The organism is Arcobacter suis CECT 7833, from assembly GCF_003544815.1.
Classification (GTDB): Bacteria; Campylobacterota; Campylobacteria; order Campylobacterales; family Arcobacteraceae; genus Aliarcobacter; species Aliarcobacter suis.
Window position 1 is genome coordinate 1,116,012 of sequence record NZ_CP032100.1, and the last position, 18,570, is coordinate 1,134,581.

The window sequence follows — 18,570 nt, forward strand, 5'->3', positions numbered from 1 at the left end:
CAAGAAATAATAATTATTAAATTTAAAAAAAGGGAGTACATAATGAGTAAAAATAAAATATTAGTTTTAAGTGACCTTAGAGAGTTTACGGAAATCGTAGCTCAAAAAGCTATATATTTAGCAAATAAATATGAAAAAGAGATTGATGTACTTCATGTTGAAGATGAGTCATTTTTAAAATTTTTTAAAGAAAAAACAGAGTGTTCTTTGGATAAAAGCAAAGCTATTTTAAAATCGATTTATAAAGATAAAGCAAACATCTTTTGTAAATGTGGAAATTTTATTGAAATAGTAAAAGAACATATAGAAAAAAATAATATATCAACTGTAATTGTAGGATTTAAAAGAGAAAGAACTTTTTTAGAGGATATTTTTAATGGTTCAAATTTAAGTAACATCATAAGAAAATTAGATATTCCTGTAATTGTAATTAAAACAGAAGATGAACCTAATTATAAAAATATTTTAGTTCCAACAGATTTATCAAAAGCTTCAAAAATAAATATAGAATATTTAGTATCAATATTTCCAGAAGCAAATTTTCATATTGAACATTATTATAAAGCATTTTTTGAAGATAGGGTAAAACTATATGGATTTGATGATGATGAAGCTCATGATTTTGTTGATTTTTATGCAGATGAAGCTCAAAAAGATTTGGATAATTTTATTAAGAGTTTAGAAATCCCAAGTGAAATAAAGATATTTAAAAAAGCTAAAAAATATGTAAATATAAAATCAATGGTTGATGAATCAATTGAATATAAAACAATAGATTTATTAGGTCTTTCAGTGGGCTCAAGTCTTAGTATTTTTTCTTTTGATTTACTTGAAGATTCTAAAAAAGATGTAATTATTTATAAAGTAAAAGGAGATTGATTTATGCCACCTACAACTATACAAATTATTGCAGCAGTAATATTTGCTTTATCAATTATTCATATTTTTTCAACAAAATATTTTGAAAGACTTGCCCACAAAAGCACAAAACATTCAGGACTTTTTCATTTATTAGGAGAAGTTGAAGTTGTATTTGGCGCTTGGGCATTAATTTTAGTTTTAATAATGTTTTCTTTATCTGGGAAAATAGAAACAATTAAATATATAAACGAAAGAAGTTACATTGAAACAATGTTTGTTTTCGTTATTATGGTTATTGCAGCTACTCGTCCAATTTTACAAACAGTTATGCTTTTAGTTAAAAAACTATCTGATATTATTCCTTTCAAAGGTGCAGTTGGATTTTATATAGTTGTTATGGCTTTTGTTCCTATTTTGGGTTCATTTATAACAGAACCAGCTGCTATGACTTTAGCTGCTTTGATTTTATCTGATAAATTATTTTCACAAGAAATATCTAAAAAATTAAAATATATGACATTGGGTGTTCTATTTGTAAATATTTCAATAGGTGGAACTTTAACAAGTTTTGCTGCACCTCCAATTTTGATGGTAGCTGCAACTTGGGATTGGGATAGTTATTTTATGTTTTCACAATTTGGATGGAAAGCAGTAATTGCAATTTTTATTAATACTAGTTTGATGATTACTTTTTTTTACAAAGAGTTAGCATCTTTAAAAATAAAAACTACCGTTTCAGATAGGGAAGAAATACCTTTTGGTATTGTATTTACCCATTTTACTTTTTTGATATTAGTAGTTGTATTTGCACATTATCCTGCAATATTTATGAGTATTTTTTTATTCTTTTTAGGAATAACACATGCTTATCAACAATATCAAGATAGATTAATGTTAAGAGAAGGACTATTAGTAGCTTTTTTCTTAGGTGGATTAGTTGTTTTAGGTGGACAACAACAATGGTGGCTTCAAGATTTAATTGTAAATATGAGTAGTGGTCAAGTCTTCTTTGGTGCGATTGGAGTAGGGGCTTTTACTGATAATGCTGCAATTACTTATTTGGTTTCTTTAGTTGAGGGCTTATCTGATGAATTTAAATATACCTTAGTTGCTGGTGCAGTTACGGGTGGAGGATTAACTATTATTGCCAATGCTCCAAATCCAGCAGGTGCAGCAATTTTAAAAAATCATTTTGAAGATAGTTCGATAGATCCAATATATTTATTTTTAGGAGCAATTCTACCAACAATTATTGCAGGTAGTTGTTTTCTCTTATTATAAAAAAGTTAAAAGGAAAAGTTATAGATGGCATCATATTTATCTAAGTATGCACGAACAAGAAAAAGTTTTATTATTTTTTCAAATTGTATTAATCATTTGGATGCATTTAATCATTTTTACAAAAATAAAATTGAAACTAAAGAGTTTGGTTATATAAGAGTAATAAATGAAAATGATGAGATTAAATTGGATTTGATTCCTGAGGGTGCATATTGTGATTTGGAACAAAAAAAAGATAGAGAAATAGAATATTTTCCATTAGAATCTTCTTTCCAAAATGTTAGATATATTTTGACATCTTCAAGGTTTATTATATTCTCAAATAAAATTAGTTATAAAAAAGTTGCAAATAGATTATTTATGGGATTTATTATCCAAGGGGCAGGGGAAGTTAGTTTTAAAAGTGAAAATGGAAAAGCAACACTTATTTGTTTTGGAGAAGCTAAAGATTTAAATATTAAATCTCGTCCTCAAGATGCAGCTATTTTAAAAGAAGCTCTTGAGATAGAATTTTAGTTCATTTTTTTAATTAAAATATTTATTTTTGAATGTTCAACTAAATAAAAAGCAAAAAAACTAAAAAAACCAGTAGTATGAACTGCTATTAAATCAGGTTCAATATTTTTTGAATCTTTAATAAGATTTTCAACACTTAATTCTGATTCTTTTAGAATAAATTTACTTTTATTTTTAATCTCTAAAGAGTTGTAAAAATCATGTGCTGTTTTTAATAAAGTTTGTTTTGCTTCGTTTTGTGATTCATTTATCTTTTCTTCAAAACTATAAAAATTTAATTTTTTTTCATAAGGTATAGAATAAGCGTAATAAATCTTTATTTTTGCATCAGGAAATAACTTTGATACTTCATTTATGTAATTCTTAGATTCTAAAGATAAATCAGTTGGAATTAAAATATTATCAAAACTAATAGATTTTTTTGACTTGATTATTAAACTAGGAGTATTTAAATTTCTTACAATATCTTTTGTATTAGAACTTTCAAAAAATCTACTAATAAAATCATCCTTTTTACTATATCCAAGTATAACAAGTGAAACCATCAATTTATCAGTATGATATGCAATTTGATCTTCTATATTTCCATTTATACAAAAAAAGTTTTCTTCTATTAAAGTTGGAAAATATTTTTTTAATATTTTAAAACCTTTCTTTTTTGTAAGTTCTTTATCGAGTTTTTCTTCAAGTAATTGATTTTTTATTACATGAATTATATAAAGTTCATTCTCTTTATTTTGAATATATTTCAAAATATTTTCAATAATTTTAAAACTTTTTTGTGAAAAATCCGTTGCAAATAATATTTTATTTTTTCTCATATTATCTCCCTTATTTAAATATAATTTATTTTAGCATAAGATTTTATATATTGATACTGTTTCTTATTATTAAAGCAGTTTAAGATTTTTTCGATATAATCGCCATAATTTACGAAACTTATTAAAAAAGGAAGCCAATGGAATCTATTGAATTATATTTATTAATAGCTGGATTTTTAATATTGCTTAGTGTAATAACAAGCAAATTATCAAGTAGATTTGGCATACCTTCGTTATTTATTTTTTTGGCACTTGGAATGCTAGCTGGTTCTGATGGGATTTTAGGAATACATTTTGACAATGTTGAAATCGCACAAAATATTGGAACTTTAGCTCTTATTTTTATTTTATTTGGAGGAGGTTTAGACACTGCTTGGAAAGCTGTAAGACCTGTATTAAAAGATGGTTTAATACTTGCTACTTTAGGAGTTTTATTAACAGCTTTTATTGTTGCTTTATGTGTATATTATATATTAGATTTTACTTTTTTAGAATCTTTATTATTAAGTGCAATTATATCTTCAACAGATGCAGCAGCAGTTTTTGCAATATTAAGATCAAAAGGTATTTTACTTAAGAAAAAACTTACTCCTTTATTAGAATTAGAATCAGGAAGTAATGATCCAATGGCGATTTTCCTAACAATTGCTATTTTACAAATTTTATTGTTGCCTGAAAGTCCTTCTATGGTAGAGTGGATTTTTAAATTTTTCTTACAATTTCTTATAGGTGGAGCCTTAGGTTTTACTTTTGGATTTTTATTACCAATAATACTAAATAGATTGCATTTAAATTATTATGGACTTTATCCAGTATTTACAATTGGCTGGATTTTATTTCTTTTTGCAGCTTCATCAATGCTTGGAGGAAATGGATTTTTAGCTGTTTATTTAGCAGGAATTGTTGCAAATACAAAAGAATTTGTTCATAAAAAGAATTTAATTGGTTTTCATGATGGTTTATCATGGATTATGCAAATTGCAGTTTTCTTAGCTTTAGGACTTCTTGTTTTCCCTTCACAACTTCCAGATGTTGCTATAAAAGGATTAATTATTTCTTTATGGCTGATGTTTGTAGCAAGACCAATTGGAGTTTTTTTATGTACGATGTTTGGTTCCCATACAATAAAAGATAGATTATTTATCTCTTGGGTTGGATTAAGAGGTGCTGTACCAATTATATTAGCTACTTATCCATATTCATCAAATTTTGAACATTCAAATTTAATTTTTAATATAGTATTTTTTATTGTTTTATTTTCGATATTAATTCAAGGAACAACTTTGCCTTTAATGGCAAAATGGTTAAAGGTTGAACTAAAAACAAGAGAATCAAAAGATGATAATGAAGATGTTGTTGCTTCTCCATTGTTTTATCATACTTTGAAACAATTTTATATTGAAGCTAACTCTCCTGTTATTGGAAAAAGTATAGTAGAATTAAATCTTCCCCAAACTTTTTTAATTCTTTTAATAAAAAGAGATAAAGATTATCTAAAACCAACAGGTTCAACAATTCTTTTGGAAAATGATATGTTATTAATTCAATGTACCAGTGAAAGTAGATATAAAAAGGTTTTAAAAAGATTTAATTCTTTTTAAAACTCCTCTTCTTCATCCTCAACATCACAACAGTAAATACATTTTTCATCAAAAAATGAGTATTCATCATAACAATAAAATTTATGACAACTTTCGCATTTAAAACAATCATGCTCTTTTGATAGAATTTGTTCTAATTTTTCTTCAGTAATATTGTGAGTTTTAGCATACTCTTCAAAAAGTGCGATTACATGTTCATTCTCGTCGTTTTTTAACTCTTTTGATAAATCTTCTAAAGTTTCAATATCCATGTTTTTTCCTTTTTTATAAATTCAAATTTTGTACTATTTTTTTTCTCATATTTGTTATATCAATAATTAATCTATCTTTTACTTCAATAGAAAATGAGTTGTTTTCTTTGAACACTTGAATTAAAACTTTTTCAAATTCTGTTTCATTTAGTTCTTTTGTCTCTTCAATTAATTTAAAAAATAGTAGTTTTATTTTTTCGTATTGATTCTCTTGCATAAATTAAGCCTTTGGTAAAAATGAGTGCGTATTATGTCAAAAAAAAATATAGAAAAAACTAAAAAAAAGGCTGTTATGTTATAATATATAATAATTAAACAAATAAGGCTTTTAAATAATGATTAATCAAGAGATCAAAACACAAAAATTTATAATTAAATATTTCACAGAAATAATGATAAAAGGCTCAACTGCAAAAAGACAGATGATTTCACAAGTGTATAATAATCTAGTAAATCTTTTATCAAAAATTTCAAAAGATATAACTATAAAAAAGTTTTTTGATAAGATAGAAGTAGTATGTCCAATTGAAGTAGTTGATATTGTAAGAATGAAACTTCTTGATACACCAGGAATCCAACAAATACTTGAAGCAATGCAATTTGATAATATGAATACTTTAGATGACATCAAAGTAAAAGTAAATGAAATGATGGCACATGAAATACAAGGTAAATCTTTTGTAGTTAGATGTAAAAGAACAGGAACTCAAGAGTTCAAATCAACTCAAGTTGAACAAACTGTTGGTGGATATATGTTAGCAATGAATGACACAAAAGGTGTTGCTTTAAAAAATGCAGAAGTTACAATAAATATTGAACTTGTATTTGCACAATTAAATATAATTACTTATAAACACATGGGAATGGGTGGATTTCCAATAGGAAGTCAAGGAAGTATTTTATCTCTTATGTCTGGTGGATTTGACTCAACAGTGGCCTCATATTTAACTATGAAAAGAGGAATAAAAACTCACTTTATTTTCTTTAATCTTGGCGGAATTGCACATGAAATTGGTGTAAAACAAGTAGCTTATTATCTATGGAATAAATTTGGAAGTTCTCATCGAGTTCAGTTTATTTCTGTTCCTTTTGATGATGTTGTAACTGAAATATTCAAAAGTGTAAGTGAACCATATATGGGAGTTATGTTAAAAAGACTTATGTTAATAGCTTCTGAAAAAATAGCTGATACTATGAAAATTGATGCTCTTGTAACAGGTGAAAGTGTTGCCCAAGTTTCAAGTCAAACTTTAAGAAACCTAGCTTTAATTGACCAAGCTACAAATAAACTTGTATTAAGACCACTTGCAATGATGAGTAAACCTGATATTATCGAAATTGCAAATAATATTGGAACAAGTAGATTTGCAGAATCAATGCCTGAGTATTGTGGAGTTATTTCAAAAAATCCAGTAACCCATGGAAATTATGACAGAATTGCTAGTGAAGCTAGAAGATTTGATTATACGGTTTTAGATGAAGCTGTAAGAACATCTGTTTTTGTAAATGTAGATGAAATTGCTGAAGATATTGGTGAAATAGGGCAAATGGATGTAGTTAGTGATTTAAATGGTGCAGATTATACAGTTATTGATATTAGACAAAGTGCTGATTGTATAGAAACTTCTGTTGAAACACTAAAAATTCCATTTTACAAATTAAAAAGTGAGTTTAAAAAACTTCCACAAGATAAAACTTATCTGTTTTATTGTGACAAAGGAATTTTAAGTCAACTTCATGCTCAATTTTTAAGAGATAGTGAAAATTATACAAATATTAAAGTTTATAGACCATTATAACAATAATGATAATAACTATTAATTTATAATAAAGAAACTATGTTTTATAATCCTTTTTTAAAAAAGGAGCAGTATGCGTAACACAATAAAACTTATTAGATTGTCTCTAGGAATTATCTTTATATGGTATGGAATGTTAAAGTTCTTTCCTAGTTTAAGTCCAGCAGAAGATTTAGCAATAAAAACTATTGATATTATGTTTTTTGGTTTAATCAGCCCAACATTATCAATAAAACTTTTAGCACTTTTAGAAGTAGGAATTGGAATAGGGTTTCTTTTTGGTTTTTATACAAGAATAGTGACTTTAATTTTTTTAGGACATATGTTGTGTACTTTTGCACCACTATTTTTATTACCTGAGTTGTCATTTACTCATGCACCTTATGCTTTTACCTTGGTTGGTCAATATATAGTTAAAAATATAGTTTTTATTTTAGCTGGAGTATTGATTTATCAAAATGAAGTAGGATCTAAATTTAGATAAATTAAAAGTTCACTATTAAGTTACTTTAATCTTCAAATAATATAATAGAAGCAAGAATTAGAAATATTTATATTTTTAATCATTCAAAATAATTAGGGAAATAAATGAATAAATTTTTATTTATGCTATTTACTTGCTTCTGTTTAAGCACTACTATTATCTATGCAAATCCTTTAATAGATAAAGCCTATCATAGTAAACAAAGCGATGTTCAAGTACAAGGATCAGCAAAAGTTATAAAACTTTTAAGTGATGACAATAATGGAAGTCGTCATCAAAGATTTGTTCTTAAATTATCTTCAAATCTAACAATATTGGTTGCCCATAACATTGATTTATCAAATCGTATAGAAAATCTTAAAGTTGGTGATACTGTTGAATTTTATGGTGAATATGAATGGAATAAAAAAGGTGGAGTTCTTCATTGGACACATCATGATCCAAAAAAGAAGCATAAAGATGGTTGGTTAAAACATAATGGTATAGTATATAATTAAATATAAAAATCTAGAAAATAGGAAAAAAAATGAAGAAAAAAATTCTGATTATTGTTGTATTATTGGCAATTATTGCTGTGGTGCTTTTTGCTTATCAAAGTAAGATAAACAATGAAATTAATAGTAAGATTGATGAGTTAAACAACAATGGATTTATTGTAAAACATCAACAATCAACAAATTATATAAATACAAGTGCAAAAGGTGAAATTGAAGTAGCTTATCCAGATAAAGTGGCTTTTTGGATTTTTAATGGTGTAAAAGATGAAGAATTAAAAAAAGCTATTGAAGAGCAATACAATTCTCTTGCACCAAATGATAAAGAACTATTATTCTCAGGTATAAAGTTTGATTATGATTTTGTATTAGAAAATCTTACAAGTAAAGTTAATACAAATATATATTTAACGCAATTATCAAAAATAGCTATGAATAATCTTGCACAAGAAACAGATAATCAAAGTAGTAAATGGCTTTTAGATTTCTTAAAAGATAAAAAATTACAAGTAAGTGTAAATGAGAAAAAAGAGTATAAAGTAGCTGATATTGATACAATTATTCCAGATGAAAATATAATTATTACAATTAGAGGTTTTCAAGGAAATGAAAAAAATTTAACAATTAATTCATTTAAAATTTCTGATATGAATATGGATAACAGAGGTTTACTTTTAATAAATGAAATTGCAATTAATTATGAAAAAGAAGCAAATAAAGAGAGCTCAAAAACATTAATTAAAAATATTGAATTCCAAGAAAAGAATAATATTTTTAATATTAAAAATTTAGTAATTAATTCAAATTATGAAAAAGATGAAATAAATATAAATACAAAAAGTGAGTTAGGTTTTGAAGAATTAACGACAAAAAGCTTTGATCAAGAAGCTGTAAATCTTAAAAATACATCATTGTCTTTTAATATTAATAATTTACCAATTAAAAAATTAGATGAAATTACTTTATATTTAAAAGATCAAAAATATGAAGAGTATCTTAAATCTTTGGCTCAAAGTGGAATGGTAATAGAATCAAGCGGAAATGCTTCAAATTACGTAATTAATCAACAAAAGATTTTAGATACTTTGAAATTTAATTTAAGTTTTAAATTAAATAAAAATATGGTAGAGAATGAACCAAAAGATCTTACAGATATATTTGAAGATGCAAAATTAACAGTTGATTTAGATGCTTTAACTGCACAAAATGCAAAAGCTTTATTAGATTTAAAACAAAACTCAAATATTAGTTTTTTAGATGTTGATAATAATCTAAAAAGATTTGAAGCAGTTCTGAAAAATGATGGTTTATATATAAATAATCAAAGAATTTTAGAAAAAAATGAGTTGGCAATCCCCTCAAAAGATAATACTTTTCAAGAAGAAGTAATTACTGAAAATACAACTGATGATTTAACAACAAAAAAAATATCACAAAAGAGTTTAACTTACAATTACAAGTTATTAAATGACAATCTTTTGGAGCTTAATATAAAATATACTCCTGATATGAAAGTTGTTTCAAGTGGTGGAATTTCTGTTTCATTCCCTCAATTTACAGATGCAAAAAGAATTATTAAAAACACAACAACAAGCTTTGAAATAATAAATTTTTATGATGCTGGAAGTCAAATTTGGAATGGTGGTTTAGAACAAAATATTGTTTCTTCATATTTATTAGCCGAAGGTTGGGATAATAATTGGATGGATGGAAAAGATAAAGAACTTACTTTAATAATTGATGTAAAAGATTTAGAAACTTTAGAGATATATTTAAGAGCAGGTGCTTTAAATGAAAAAGATGCCTTAGAAAAACCATCTGAAATAGTTCCTCAAACAGGAGAATTTGATCAACAGAATTATCCAGTAGAAATTTTAGAAATACCTATATTTAGAGTGAGATAATGAAAGAAAAAATATATCTAATTCCAGGGCTTATGACTGATAATAGGCTTTGGAGTAGATTCATTCCTTTATTACAAGATGCGTATGAGCTTGTTCATGTTCCAATTCCCCATAGTGAAGATTTTGATGAAATAATTGATATTTTATTCAACTTTTTTACTGAAGAAAAAATAAACCTTCTAGGATTCTCTCTAGGAGGTTATATCGCCTCATATTTTGCAATCACTTACCCAAACAGAGTTAATAGACTTTTTACTGTCGCAGCAACTCCTGGAAACTCAACAGAAGCAGAAATTGAAAGAAGAAAAGAAAAATTTGTTGTTATTGAAAAAGAGGGTTTTGCTGGATTAACTTATGAAAAAGCAAAATCACTGCTTGAAGAAAAAAATCAAAACGACGATGAATTAATCAAAATAATTCAAGATATGTTTATGGATTTGGGAAAAGAAACTTTTATTTCTCAACTTACAAGCACTTTTTATAGAAAAGATTTATTTGAAGATTTAATAAATTTAGATATTCCAATTTGGTTTTTTTATAGTATTAATGACAGACTTTTAAACAAAGAAGCAATCAAAAAACTGCTTTTAGATACTCATAATATGAATGTTATCTCAAGAGTTGGAACAAGTCATAATATTCCTTTAGAAGAGCCACAACTTTTGAGTATTCATATTAGAGATTGGATGAAAGCCTAAAATAAAAATTTAAAGGGAGTATATATAAAATGAAACTAAAAATATATCAAATTGATGCTTTTACAGACACAGTATTCAAAGGAAATTACGCAGCAGTTATAATTCTTAAAGAGTGGTTATCCACTGAGTTAATGCAACAAATAGCAACAGAAAATAATCTATCAGAAACAGCTTTTGTATTTAAAAATACTCAAAATATTTATGAAATAAGATGGTTTTCTCCAATAACTGAAATTGATTTTTGTGGACATGCAACACTTGCCGCTGCTTTTGTAATATTTAAAGAAAATGTAGTTTTAGAAAAAATAATTTTTACAGCAAAAGCTGTTGGAGATTTGAGTGTTGAAAAATTAGATTCTGATTATATTCAAATGAGTTTTCCAAACAGAAAACCAAAAGTTGTAGATTCTATTCCACAAGAGTTATTAAATGGTTTATCAATAACTCCCAAAGAAGTTTTACTTAACCAACAAGCATATTTTGCTATTTTTTCTAAAGAAGAAGATGTTTATTCTGTAAAAACAAATTTAAATGAGTTGAAAAAACTTGCACCTTATGATGTAGTTGTTACTTCAAAATCAACTGAATATGATTTTATTTCTCGATATTTTTGGCCAGCAAATGGAGGTGAAGAAGATCCAGTTACTGGTTCTATTCATACCGGACTTGCACCATATTGGGCGGAGAAATTAAATAAAAATGAATTAATAGCTCACCAAGCCTCAAAAAGAGGTGGTTTATTAAAATGTAAAGTTTTAGAGGATAAAGTAATTATTTTAGGTCAAGCAGTTTTATATCTTGAAGGATATATTACTATTTAAAACACAAATAAAAATAGATAAATAAAAATTCCCATAATTGAACTAATAGTTAAAGCTATAAAAATAGCTTTTCCTATTTTTTTATGTTTTTTTGCATCAAGTAGATTGTTTTTATAATTTTTATATGAAGAAATAAACAAAAATAACCAACCACCAACAGCTGCAATTGCTATTAAAATATGAATAGTTAAGAAAATAAGCATAAAATCAAAAGAGATATTACTATATTTTGAATACTCTAAAAAACCACCTGAAATTCTAATTCCAATTTCAAAAATAACTACGATTGTAAGCGTTGTTCCTAAAATAATAGCTTGAGAAATAAAGTGTTTTTTGTACTCTTTTTTAACTGCAAAATAGATACTAAAAGCTAATAAAAAAGGCAAAATTGCAAAATAAACAGTTGCTAAGTCTAAATAAAAAGGTGCAGATGTTCCTAAAAAACCTGTTGAAAATATCATTTAGTTTAGCTTTTTAGGAGGATTTTTCATAATGATTTTTTCAATCAAAATAAATCCAAAAGGGATTAATGAATAAACAAAAAGTTGAAAAGTTAAATATTTCCATTTATATTTATTTGAAACCATAATCAACGCAATAAAAAATAGTATAAATAAAATTCCATGAATCATTCCAGCAAATTTTACAGCTATAGCAAAACCAGCAAGATATTTAAGTGGCATCGCAATAAATACTAATATTAGATATGAAACTCCTTCAATAAATGAGATAAGTCTAAATCTTGTAAAAGTGTCATTTAACATAAATCTTCCTTTAAAATAAAGGTTTTAGTATATAGAAGTTTTGTTTATGAAAAGTTAATATAAAACTATCTTTATGTCAAAGCACATATTTTGAACTATTTAAACTTAATAGTATGATTCTTTAATAACATTCCCGTACAAACCGTTCCTTCAATTACTTTGCCATTTTTTTTAGCAGTAAATCCTGTACTTAGACTATCGTCTTTTGAACATTCAAAAAAATTATAACCAGTCATCGTTATATCAGTATAACCTTCTTTTTTTAAAAATTTTTCGGCATTTTCTTTATCTGTACAAGCAGAAAATAAGATTATTGATAATGCAATCAACACTAATTTAGTTTTCATTTTTACACCTTTATATAATTTAAAATAACCAAGAAAAACACCTATATACTCAATAGTATATCATAACCGTATTGTATGCTTAAATTTAAAAAAATACAAGACAAAAAGATGATAATTGGTCAATAATTTAATTAAATAATTTTTTTTAAGCCATTTTATAAGAATTTCGGAGTCAAAATAGATGAATTATAAAAATATATAAGGTTATTTAAGAAAATATATTTAATAAAGATTTTTGTGTTACAATCCGCGAATGAAAAACATAATATTAACTACACTAAACGCTAGATATTCTCACACTTCATTGGGTTTGAGATATTTAATAGCAAATTTAAAAGAATTAAAAGAACAAACAGAAATTTTGGAGTTTGTAATAAACTCTTCAATCCAAACAATAGCAGAACAAATACTTGAAAAAAAACCAAAAATCATAGGAATTGCTACATATATTTGGAATGCTTTTGATGTTGGAGAACTTGTAAAAACAATCAAAAAAGTATCACCTGAAACTATCGTTGTTTTAGGTGGTCCTGAGGTTAGTTATACACCTTTAAGAGTAAATTTTGATATGGCAGATTATATCATTTGTGGAGAAGGGGAAGTTAGTTTTTATAACCTTTGTAAAGAATTACTTGATGGAACTTGCACACAGCCACGAACTATAACTTCACCAAAAGTTGATTTAGAAAATATCGTTTTACCATACGATGATTACACAGATTTTGATATAAAAAATAGACATATTTATGTGGAAAATGCTCGTGGTTGTCCCTTTGAATGTGAGTTTTGTCTTTCATCAATTGAGACAAAAATGAGATATTTAGATATTGATGTTTTTTTAGCTGAAATTGAGAAATTGTGGGTTAGAGGTGCTAGAAGTTTTAAATTTATAGATAGAACTTTTAATATCAAAATCTCTTATGCAAAAGCTATTTTGAATTACTTTTTAGCAAAAGAAGAAGAATATTTTTTACACTTTGAAGTTATTCCTGATAATTTCCCTGAAGAGTTAAGGGATTTAATAAAACAGTTTAAAAAAGGTTGTTTACAACTTGAAGTTGGTATTCAAACTTTAAATTTAGATGTGGCAAAAGAGATTCATAGAAATCTAAAAATAGATAAAATCAAAGATAATCTAAGCTTTTTATCTCAAGAAACGCACGCTCATATGCATATAGATTTAATTATTGGGCTTCCAAGTGAAACAATAGAGAGTTTTGGAAAAAATCTAAACCAACTTTATACTCTTTCAACTGGTGAAATTCAAGTTGGAATTTTGAAAAAACTATCAGGAACAACACTTGCTCGACATGACAAAATTTATGGAATGGTTTACAATGATTCACCACCTTATGATATTTTGAAAAATGATTTGATTAGTTTTTCACTTATGCAAGAGATGAAAAGATTTGCTAGATTTTGGGATATTGTTTACAATAGTGGAAATTTTCAAAAAACTACAACTTTACTTTTTGAAGATGGAAAAGTTTTTGAAAACTTCTTTGATTTAAGTAAGTGGTTATATAAAAGAAGTGAATCAACTTATAAGATTTCTCTTGATAGAATGGCGGAATTTTTATTTGAATATATGAGCACAAAATATGAAAAAGAGTTATTAGCAAATACTATTTTAGAAGATGTTATGAAAGTAGGAGGGCGAAAAATACCACCATTCTTGAAAAAAATAATTCCTTCAAATTATGATTTTGCTCAAAAAGAAGTATCAAAAGCAAATAAAAGACAATTAGTAAGACAGGATTAAAATGAATAAAATAATTGTAAGTAAAATTTTTTCTATATTAACAATTTTTTCAACGGCATCATTTGCTTTAGATGTTGATAAACATTTAGAGTTATCTTATGTACAAACAAGTGGAAATACAAATACAACTACTTTTTCTTCAAAACTTGAAGGTACAGCAGGACTTAGTGATACACAAAGTGTAAGAGCAAAGGGAAGTATTTTATATAATGAAAATGATAATAGTACTTCTGCAAATAAATATAATTTAGAATTAGACTACAATCATATGATAAATAAAAAATTATATGCCAATATGGGTATAAATTATTTAAAAGATGAATTGTCAGATTATGATTATAGGTTAAATATAGGTCCTGGACTTGGATATAAAATACTTGAAGATGAAATTCAAACTATTGATATTCAAGGCGGTTTGGATTACGCTTATGATAAATATAATGATGGTTTAAAAGATAACTATTTAGCTGGTAGAGGTGAGTTAAATTATAAATATAGATTTTCTGAAAATGTTGAATTTAAACAAATGATAAGTTATTTATCTTCTTTTGAAGATGGTAAAAAATATTTTGCAGTAAGTGATTCTGCAATTGGAGTAAAAATGACACATAATCTTTCTTTAGGTGTTAGTTATAATATGGATTATACCAATAAGACTGAAAAAGAGAAACTTGATACAAAGTTTTTAACTTCTTTGATTGTGGATTTTTAAATCTTTTTAGCTAAGATAATCCTATGAATTTTAATAAGATTATCTTTTCCTTACTTATGCTTTATATTCTAGCTGATATGATTAAGACTTACTTTTTTAAATAGTTTTGAAAAAATGGGAACTATTTTAACTGTTATAAATCCTACAAGTATTCCAATAATTATTTCACTTAAAAATCCGCCCATTGGAACAGTTTTTATTGTTTCATCAAAAGATTTTAACATGTGAGTTTCATGTACTATTATTCCACCACCAACAGCTAACATAGCGATAGTCCCCACTAAACCAATGGTTTTTATAATATAAGGCATTGATTTTACAAATCCATTTCCAATTGTTTGTAAAACTAAACTTCTTTTTTCTTGTAAATAAAAACCTATATCATCAAGTTTGATGATTAAAGCCACAATTCCATACACAAAAACTGTTGTTAAAATTCCAACTAAAACTAAAACAGAAATTTTTGTTATAAAATCTGTATTTGCAATTAAACTAAGAGTTATTACAATAATTTCAAAAGATAAAATGAAATCTGTTTTAATTGCGCCTTTAACTTTTTCATTTTCTAATTTTTCGGTTGAAAGCTCTTTTATAGTCTCTTTTTCATCAGCAATTTCGTGGTGAGCTCCAAGTTTTTCTAAAACACTTTCCACACCTTCATAAGCTAAATAAATTCCTCCTAAAATTAATACTGGAGAAATTAACCAAGGAACTAAATAACTCATTAATAAAACAACTGGAATAATAATAAATTTATTTTTGAAACTTCCCTTTGCAATTTTATAAACTATTGGAAGTTCTCTTAATGCAGCATTTCTTTTTGCTTCTAAAATGGCTGTTTGTCTAATTCTTTCTAATTCATCTAAAATCTCTTTTTGAGATTTTTCATCTAATAATTCAACATTTTGTTTAAATTCATCAACAGTTTTTGCTTTATTTAATTCATTTTTTAAAATATCAGATGTTGTTTCATTTGTAAAATTTGCAATTGCAGCTAAATCATCAACAACAAGACCCGAAGATTTAACACTAGCAAGTTTTGTATAAGTTGCAATATCATCAAAAAGTAATCCAACGTCATCAAGTGAAGTAGCCATTGTTTTTGTGGCAGCAGCCATAGTTTTCCCAGCTAATGAACTAACATCATCTGCTAAAACTGATAAATATCCTAAAATTCCTGCCATTAATTATTCCTAAATAAATTTTTTTTGTTATTTTATCATAAATAAAACTTTGGGCTTATTTACTTAAGTTTATAATCTGATAATCTAACAAATCTAAAACCTTTTTGTTTTAGCTCTTTTATTGCTGTTATTGTTCCATCAGCCGTTTGTGATTCAGGGTGATTCATGTGAATGATTACAATTTCGCCGTTTTTAGCCTTTAGAAAAGCACTTTCTACTTTTTCTTTACTAAAAGTAGCTCCCGCATCTCCTAAAATAGAAAATCCAATTACTTGATGATTTAGTTTATTTGCAATTTTTACTGCAACTTCATCATAATATGCTGTTCCTGATCTAAAATAAACGGGTCTTTTATGTGTGATTTGTTCAATTTTTCTAGCATTTAATTCTATTTCATCCACAAACTCTTCTATATTTTTTGAACCATCTAAACCATAAATAGATTTTCCATTAACTGATGCTGGTTTATGTTCAAGTCCATGATTTGCTATTTCAAACAAAGGATTTGAAGCTAAAGTTTTAAATGTATTTAGATTTTTATCTATCCATCTAGCATTTATAAATAGAGTTGCTGGAACTTTTTCTTGTTTTAAAAAATTGATTAACTCTTCATCATAACCCATTCCTAGAGGACTTCCACAAGCATCCATAGTAAGAGCAATTACCTTTTCATTTGTATCAAGTTTTGTTTTTACGCCAGTTACGTTTTCTCCCCATTGTTTTGGGGTTTGATTTTCAAAAGCCTTTGCTATATTTTTTCTAAATGATTCATACTCTTTTTTGGAACTACTTTGTTGTTCACCAAAATAGTTATCACTTGCAGTTTTTGCACAAGCTGTAAAAGTAAGAGTAAAAAGTAAAGACAAGATAATTGATTGCTTCATGGATTTTCCTAATAACAAAATAGATATAATAAATAATACTATATAGAAATTTTTAAAAGAAGTTGTTTAATGGAAGAAAAAAATAGAGTTTTTGATGTAATTGTAATTGGTGGTGGAGCTGCTGGAATAATGGCAAGTATTAGTGCAGCAAAAGAGAATAAAAGTGTTTTATTACTAGAAAAATTACCAAAAATTGCAGCAAAACTAAAAGCCACAGGTGGAGGAAAATGTAATCTAACAAATACTTTATCAAGTGATGAATTTATGGCAAAATTTGGTAAAAATGGCAGATTTCTAAGTTATGCAATAGAGGCTTTTAATGCCAAAGATTTAAGAGATTTTTTTGCTAACATTGGAGTTGAAACAATTGCCCGAGATGGTTTTAGAGTATTTCCCCTTGAGCATAGTTCAAGCATTATTTTAAAAGCTTTAGATGATGAGTTGGAAAAACAAGGTGTAATCGTAGAGTGTAATGTAAATATAAATGAGATTAAAAAAGATGAAATATTCACAATTTCTAGTGAAGAAAAAACTTATCAAGCAAAAAATATCATCATAGCAACGGGAGGTTTAGGTTATCCAACACTTGGTGCAACTGGAGATGGATATGATTTTGCTAAAAGTTTTGGACATGAAATAACTTCTTTACATCCAGCGATGATGCCATTATTTACAAAAGAAAAAAACTTCGCTTCTTGTAAAGCTGATACTATTGCAAAAGCTATTTTAAAAGTTGATATTCCAAAATACAAAAATCTGAAATTAATAGGAGATTTAATTTTCACAAAAGAGGGGATTAGAGGACCAGTTGTTTTAGATTTTGCTCGAGAATTAACTCCAATTTTAGCAAAATACAATGAAGTTCCTTTGTTGATTAGTTTCCTAAAAGGAAAAAATGAAGAACAAATTTATACTCACATAAAAAATGAAATAACAAAAAATCCAACAAATACAGTTTTACAAAATTTAGAAACTTTATTAGCTTCAAGTGTAGCTCAAGAGATTTGCAATATTTGCCAAATAAATCCCGAAGAAAAGTTCAAAAATATAGATGGAATAAAAAGAGAAAAACTAATAAAAACTTTAGCATGGACACCACTAACTGTTATTGGACATGAAGGATTTAAAAATGCCATGATAACAAGAGGTGGAGTTGAACTCAAAGAGATTGATTCAAAAACTATGCAAAGTAAATTAATAGATGGTTTATATTTTTGTGGAGAAGTTGTAAATATAGATGGACCTTGTGGTGGATATAATCTTCAATGGTCTTTTTCTAGTGGATATTTGGCTGGAAAAACAGCTAGTTTATAAAATATTTTAGAAATTATGAATACTTATTCATACAATGGTTATAATTATAAAAAGCTATCAAAAGAGAGGTTT

At 26.3% G+C, this 18,570-nt stretch carries 21 protein-coding genes; 13 read left to right on the plus strand and 8 right to left on the minus strand.

Translation table 11 applies throughout. The annotated features are described in order from the left end of the window. Positions 1-42: 42 nt before the first annotated feature. Genes ASUIS_RS05730 through ASUIS_RS05740 form a run of 3 tightly spaced genes read left to right on the plus strand, consistent with a single transcriptional unit; the run spans position 43 to position 2,658 of the window. Entirely contained in the window at positions 43-879 is an 837-nt protein-coding gene (locus ASUIS_RS05730) for a universal stress protein (protein WP_118886114.1), read from the plus strand. A 3-nt stretch (positions 880-882) separates the two neighbouring features. Beyond that, entirely contained in the window at positions 883-2,142 is a 1,260-nt protein-coding gene (locus ASUIS_RS05735; protein ID WP_118886115.1) for a putative Na+/H+ antiporter, read from the plus strand. Positions 2,143-2,166: 24 nt separating this feature from the next. After that, a complete protein-coding gene (locus tag ASUIS_RS05740; protein WP_118886116.1) occupies positions 2,167-2,658 on the plus strand; it encodes a hypothetical protein in 492 nt (163 codons plus the stop codon). Here the strand turns inward: ASUIS_RS05740 and ASUIS_RS05745 are convergent. Then, positions 2,655-3,479, minus strand: coding sequence for a universal stress protein (locus ASUIS_RS05745; protein ID WP_118886117.1), 825 nt, complete (start codon positions 3,477-3,479; stop codon positions 2,655-2,657). The genes ASUIS_RS05740 and ASUIS_RS05745 overlap by 4 nt on opposite strands. A gap of 137 nt (positions 3,480-3,616) precedes the next feature. Here ASUIS_RS05745 and ASUIS_RS05750 point away from each other — a divergent pair, with 137 nt between their 5' ends. Beyond that, on the plus strand, positions 3,617-5,080 hold the full coding sequence (locus ASUIS_RS05750; protein WP_118886118.1) for a potassium/proton antiporter: 1,464 nt from the start codon (positions 3,617-3,619) through the stop codon (positions 5,078-5,080). Here ASUIS_RS05750 and ASUIS_RS05755 read toward each other — a convergent pair. Both ASUIS_RS05755 and ASUIS_RS05760 read right to left on the minus strand, forming a co-directional pair. Further along, positions 5,077-5,331, minus strand: a complete 255-nt coding sequence (locus ASUIS_RS05755; protein ID WP_118886119.1) for a hypothetical protein — start codon at positions 5,329-5,331, stop codon at positions 5,077-5,079. The genes ASUIS_RS05750 and ASUIS_RS05755 overlap by 4 nt on opposite strands. Before the next feature lie 13 nt (positions 5,332-5,344). Further along, positions 5,345-5,548: a hypothetical protein gene (locus ASUIS_RS05760; protein ID WP_118886120.1), complete on the minus strand. Its 204-nt coding sequence runs from the start codon at positions 5,546-5,548 to the stop codon at positions 5,345-5,347. Positions 5,549-5,666: 118 nt separating this feature from the next. On the opposite strand from ASUIS_RS05760, the gene thiI reads away from it, so the two are divergent. From thiI to ASUIS_RS05790, 6 genes are all read left to right on the plus strand, one after another. Then, the gene (thiI, locus tag ASUIS_RS05765) at positions 5,667-7,130 is read left to right on the plus strand and encodes a tRNA uracil 4-sulfurtransferase ThiI (RefSeq protein ID WP_118886121.1); all 1,464 of its coding nucleotides are present in this window, start codon (positions 5,667-5,669) and stop codon (positions 7,128-7,130) included. A 73-nt stretch (positions 7,131-7,203) separates the two neighbouring features. Then, complete coding sequence (locus ASUIS_RS05770; RefSeq protein ID WP_118886122.1) at positions 7,204-7,614, plus strand: DoxX family protein; 411 nt, start codon at positions 7,204-7,206, stop codon at positions 7,612-7,614. 104 nt (positions 7,615-7,718) lie between these two features. Then, the gene (locus tag ASUIS_RS05775; RefSeq protein ID WP_118886123.1) at positions 7,719-8,111 is read left to right on the plus strand and encodes a DUF3465 domain-containing protein; all 393 of its coding nucleotides are present in this window, start codon (positions 7,719-7,721) and stop codon (positions 8,109-8,111) included. A gap of 29 nt (positions 8,112-8,140) precedes the next feature. Continuing rightward, complete coding sequence (locus tag ASUIS_RS05780) at positions 8,141-10,012, plus strand: YdgA family protein (protein WP_118886124.1); 1,872 nt, start codon at positions 8,141-8,143, stop codon at positions 10,010-10,012. Next, on the plus strand, positions 10,012-10,710 hold the full coding sequence (locus ASUIS_RS05785) for an alpha/beta fold hydrolase (protein WP_118886125.1): 699 nt from the start codon (positions 10,012-10,014) through the stop codon (positions 10,708-10,710). Before ASUIS_RS05780 ends, ASUIS_RS05785 begins: the two co-directional genes overlap by 1 nt. A gap of 29 nt (positions 10,711-10,739) precedes the next feature. After that, positions 10,740-11,531 (plus strand): PhzF family phenazine biosynthesis protein, encoded by a 792-nt coding sequence (locus tag ASUIS_RS05790; RefSeq protein WP_118886126.1) that lies wholly within the window; start codon positions 10,740-10,742, stop codon positions 11,529-11,531. Here ASUIS_RS05790 and ASUIS_RS05795 read toward each other — a convergent pair. The 3 genes from ASUIS_RS05795 to ASUIS_RS05805 form a co-directional block, all read right to left on the minus strand. Further along, positions 11,528-11,992, minus strand: coding sequence for a DUF420 domain-containing protein (locus ASUIS_RS05795; protein WP_118886127.1), 465 nt, complete (start codon positions 11,990-11,992; stop codon positions 11,528-11,530). The genes ASUIS_RS05790 and ASUIS_RS05795 overlap by 4 nt on opposite strands. Next, entirely contained in the window at positions 11,993-12,295 is a 303-nt protein-coding gene (locus tag ASUIS_RS05800; RefSeq protein WP_118886128.1) for a DUF3817 domain-containing protein, read from the minus strand. A gap of 95 nt (positions 12,296-12,390) precedes the next feature. After that, on the minus strand, positions 12,391-12,642 hold the full coding sequence (locus ASUIS_RS05805; protein ID WP_118886129.1) for a hypothetical protein: 252 nt from the start codon (positions 12,640-12,642) through the stop codon (positions 12,391-12,393). Between the two features lie 253 nt (positions 12,643-12,895). Here ASUIS_RS05805 and ASUIS_RS05810 point away from each other — a divergent pair, with 253 nt between their 5' ends. Both ASUIS_RS05810 and ASUIS_RS05815 read left to right on the plus strand, forming a co-directional pair. After that, positions 12,896-14,404 (plus strand): B12-binding domain-containing radical SAM protein, encoded by a 1,509-nt coding sequence (locus tag ASUIS_RS05810; RefSeq protein WP_118886130.1) that lies wholly within the window; start codon positions 12,896-12,898, stop codon positions 14,402-14,404. Between the two features lies 1 nt (position 14,405). Beyond that, positions 14,406-15,116, plus strand: a complete 711-nt coding sequence (locus ASUIS_RS05815; protein ID WP_118886131.1) for a DUF481 domain-containing protein — start codon at positions 14,406-14,408, stop codon at positions 15,114-15,116. A gap of 68 nt (positions 15,117-15,184) precedes the next feature. Here ASUIS_RS05815 and ASUIS_RS05820 read toward each other — a convergent pair whose 3' ends face one another. Then, positions 15,185-16,300, minus strand: a complete 1,116-nt coding sequence (locus tag ASUIS_RS05820) for a DUF808 family protein (protein WP_118886132.1) — start codon at positions 16,298-16,300, stop codon at positions 15,185-15,187. 59 nt (positions 16,301-16,359) lie between these two features. After that, positions 16,360-17,184, minus strand: a complete 825-nt coding sequence (locus ASUIS_RS05825; protein ID WP_118886133.1) for a polysaccharide deacetylase family protein — start codon at positions 17,182-17,184, stop codon at positions 16,360-16,362. Positions 17,185-17,253: 69 nt separating this feature from the next. Here ASUIS_RS05825 and ASUIS_RS05830 point away from each other — a divergent pair, with 69 nt between their 5' ends. Then, entirely contained in the window at positions 17,254-18,498 is a 1,245-nt protein-coding gene (locus tag ASUIS_RS05830; RefSeq protein WP_118886134.1) for a BaiN/RdsA family NAD(P)/FAD-dependent oxidoreductase, read from the plus strand. The last annotated feature ends 72 nt before the right edge of the window (positions 18,499-18,570 follow it).